Annotated in this window: 4 protein-coding genes; 1 reads left to right on the top strand and 3 read right to left on the bottom strand. The window is 66.2% G+C overall.

The genetic code is table 11. The features are described from left to right. Window positions 1-41 precede the first annotated feature (41 nt). Window positions 42-551, top strand: a complete 510-nt coding sequence (locus EN879_RS30605; RefSeq protein WP_013528257.1) for a hypothetical protein — start codon at window positions 42-44, stop codon at window positions 549-551. Here EN879_RS30605 and EN879_RS30600 read toward each other — a convergent pair. From EN879_RS30600 to EN879_RS30590, 3 genes are all read right to left on the bottom strand, one after another. Continuing rightward, complete coding sequence (locus EN879_RS30600) at window positions 548-1,984, bottom strand: S8 family serine peptidase (protein WP_127274465.1); 1,437 nt, start codon at window positions 1,982-1,984, stop codon at window positions 548-550. The two genes, EN879_RS30605 and EN879_RS30600, sit on opposite strands and share 4 nt — an antisense overlap. Next, window positions 1,974-2,642 carry an anti-sigma factor gene (locus tag EN879_RS30595; RefSeq protein WP_082826721.1) on the bottom strand — a complete coding sequence of 223 codons (669 nt, stop codon included), beginning with the start codon at window positions 2,640-2,642 and terminating at the stop codon, window positions 1,974-1,976. Before EN879_RS30595 ends, EN879_RS30600 begins: the two co-directional genes overlap by 11 nt. Further along, window positions 2,639-2,917: sigma-70 family RNA polymerase sigma factor (locus EN879_RS30590; protein ID WP_127274464.1), on the bottom strand; the 279-nt coding region annotated here is incomplete at its 5' end. The genes EN879_RS30590 and EN879_RS30595, both read right to left, overlap by 4 nt.

Raw genomic sequence — 2,917 nt, 5'->3', positions numbered from 1 at the left:
GTGTTCGAGGCCGCATGAACCAATTGTCGAGAGGAGGCCAGATGTCCACCGAAGTCCTATTCCAAATCCATCTTGTTCTGGGCTATGTCGCGTGGCTGCTTTGCTTCGCTACATACGGTTTGCCGTGGCTCAGGTCGATGGACCGGGTCGCGGCGCAGCGCGCTGTTGCCGCTCTGCACAGCTTCCGCTTCTTCGGGCTGGTCTTCCTCGTTCCGGGTGTCGTCAGCCCCGATTTGCCTGCCGGCTTTGCCGTGTTTGCTGCCTACGGCGACCTTGCAACAGGAGTGCTGGCCATGCTGGCGCTGCTCACGGTGAGGATACCTCAGCTCTTCTGGGCGCTCGTCGTCGCCTTCAATCTGGTCGGGACGGTCGACCTCATCGTGGACTATTACCACGCCATCCAGGTCGGCCTCCCCCAGCGTGCGGGCGAACTGGGCGCCACCTACGCGATCCCGATCATCTACGTGCCGCTGCTGATGATCACGCACATCGTCGCGTTCTATTTTCTGGTGCGTCCTCCGCAAGCCGCGGCTTGGACTGTCGCAGACTAGTCCTTTGCCGCCGCCGCCTTGATGTCCAGCAGGCCGTAGCCGAAATCATTGTCGCGTCCCTTGGGGCCGAGATCCCTGGCCGTTGCCGCGAGCGCCTTTTCGATGTCGTCGGCCGAGCGATCGGGCGCGGCATGGATGAGATTGGCGATGGCGCCGCTCACGATCGCCGCGGCAAACGAGGTGCCTGTGACCACATCCGAGCCGGCGCCGCTCGGCGCCACCATCTCGACGCCGGGTGCCGAGATGAAGACATAGGCGCCGCGATTGGCCTGCGGCATCAGCCCGTCCTTGGCATCGGTGGCGGTCACCGCGACGACACCATCGAAGGCGGCCGGATAGCCATAGGGCGCCTTCGGCCCGTTGTTACCGGCTGCGGCGACCAGCACCATGCCGAGCGCGCGGGCATTGCGGCAGGCGACGCCGAGCAAATCGTTCTTCGGCCCGACAAAGCTCATATTGATGATGCGCACGTCCTGTTCCGCCGCCCAGTCGAGCGCCGACAGGATGACGTCCATGGTCGACTTGCCGTCCTCGAAGGCGCGGGCGTGATAGATTTTTGCGCCCGGTGCCATGCCTTCCAGCGCGCCGAGGCCGGCGATCAGCCCGTCGATCGACGTGCCGTGATCGCGCTTTTCGATTGGCACGTCGGGCATGGCGTCGAACTGCCCGGCAATGACGCCCGAGAGCGCCGGGTTGGTGTCGTCGATGCCGGTGTCGATCACCGCGATGCGGACGTTTTCTCCGTTGGCCTGCTTGGAATCGAGTGCAATGCGGTCGAACGCATAGTTGACGATGCCGGCGGCCTGCTGCAGCGAATAGACGTGATTGGGCTCGCGCCGCTGGGTGCGGCCGTCGGCGGCCAGTTGCGCCAGCACGACGCCGACGGGCCGGCCGTCGGGAATGCCGAAGCGCACCAGTGTGGTGCCAAGCAGCCGCGACTGGCGCTGCGAGCGCACCTGCAGGCCGAAGGAGGCGGCGATCTGCTGGACAGCGCCGGCATCGCCGTCGACGGTCACCAGCACCTCGTCGGGCACGAAATCGCCAACCACCGCGCGCCGCGGCTGAACGGCAATGAGATCGGTCGGCGAGACGATCGGGCCACCGGGCGGGGGGCCGGCTTGAGTGTCGGCCGGCGGCGTCGCCGGTTCGGGCCGTGGCGTCGGCACAGGGGTCGGGGGCGCCGCCGGGTTGGGAAACAGGTCGACGATCAGGGCCGGCAGGAACACCGCGCCGGATTGCGCCGCATCCGATCCGCCCTCTGTGTCGCTGCCATCCTTGGCGCAGTCGGCGCCTGCCGCATTGGTCCCGTCGCGGCAGTCGATTTTCGTCTGGTCGGGATTGGGATCGTTGGTCTGCGCCGACGCGGGCACGGCGACGATTGTCATCGCCGCCGCAAGCATTGCCGCAAATCGAATGACCGCCTCAGCCGCCATCAACCGGTTTCCTTCCCTCGATCACAGTCTCCGTGAAAGCCTGGGCGGCAACAAGGCCGATTTGCCTGGTGTAGTCGGCTGCGTTGGCAGCCGGGATGCCAAGCCGGAACACGCCGTCGGCGGTCGGTCCGCCGACGATCTTCAGCCCGTTGCTGCCGAGGAAGGCGGAAATGTCCGACATCTTCGCATCCGGCTTGAACTTGACCAGGGCGTACGGCATTTTCGCCAGATCGTCTTGCGCGCCGGCAATCTCGAAATCATTGCCCTTTCCGCCGGGTTCGACAAACGACTGCACCATGACCAGCGCCAGCAGAACCGCGGCTGCCGCCCAGGCGACGCCGACCGGCACCGCCATAAAGCGGCCCCAGGCCTGCGCCAGCCAGGACGATCCTGCCGGCTTGCGCGCAGGCCCGGCCTCGGCGTCGAGTGCCTTGGCAAAGCGGCTGAGCGCATCGGCCGGCGGCCGGATTGCTTCGTTGGCGGCCGTGGCGCCGGAGAATTCGGCTTCAGCTTCGCCAAGGGCGGCAAGTGCGGCCGGATCGCTGGCCAGCCATTCCTCGACCGCTTCCAGGTCGGAACCTTCCAGCGAGCCGTTCAGGTAGAACGGCAGCAGCGTTTCCATTTCGTCGCGGCGCGACATCTTTTCAGCGGCGCTCATGGCCACCCCCTGTCGTAACCGGCGGCCTTGAGAGCCTCGCCGAGTTTCTTGCGGGCGTAGAACATCCGGGTCTTGACGGTGGCGACCGGAATGTCGAGCACCTCGCTGATCTCGCTCACCGACTGCTCGTGATAATAGGCAAGATCGATGACGACGCGATGCTCTTCCGGCAAGGCGTCGACGAAGCGCCGCAGGGCGGCCGCCTTGTCTTCCTTCATGGTGACGACTTCCGGCGTGTCGGCGCCGTCGGGCACCGCGGCGGCGGCCTCGTCGTC

Source organism: Mesorhizobium sp. M7A.F.Ca.AU.002.02.1.1, from assembly GCF_003998535.1.
Classification (GTDB): Bacteria; Pseudomonadota; Alphaproteobacteria; order Rhizobiales; family Rhizobiaceae; genus Mesorhizobium; species Mesorhizobium ciceri.
Note: the sequence above shows the minus strand (reverse complement) of the source record. Positions and strands in the feature narration are given on the sequence as shown.